The 240-nt window shown below is 71.7% G+C and carries 1 protein-coding gene; it reads right to left on the bottom strand.

Annotation, left to right across the window (positions count from 1 at the left end; genetic code table 11):
• A partial coding sequence (locus HKX41_13225) for a KR domain-containing protein (protein NNC25096.1) occupies nucleotides 1–240 on the bottom strand: 240 nt, incomplete at both ends.

The raw sequence follows: 240 nt of genomic DNA, 5'->3' as shown, positions 1-240 counted from the left end.
GTGCAAGCGCTCGCCGTGGCGCTCGCGCAGCGCGGCGAAACGCTCTGCGCGCTCGCCCACCAGCGCGCCGCGGCCACTGAGCACGACCTGTGCGTGCGTGGTGGCGACGAGAATTTCGTCGGCGAACAAGCGGCCCAGGCCGCCGAGGCCGCCGGTGATGAGATAGACGCCGTGCTCCTTGAACGTCAGCGGCGCAGCTTCGGGCGCGTCGTCGATCGCCTGCCAGCGCAGGGTTTCGCG

The organism is Salifodinibacter halophilus, assembly GCA_012999515.1.
Taxonomy (GTDB): domain Bacteria; phylum Pseudomonadota; class Gammaproteobacteria; order Nevskiales; family Salinisphaeraceae; genus Salifodinibacter; species Salifodinibacter halophilus.
Note: the sequence above shows the minus strand (reverse complement) of the source record. Positions and strands in the feature narration are given on the sequence as shown.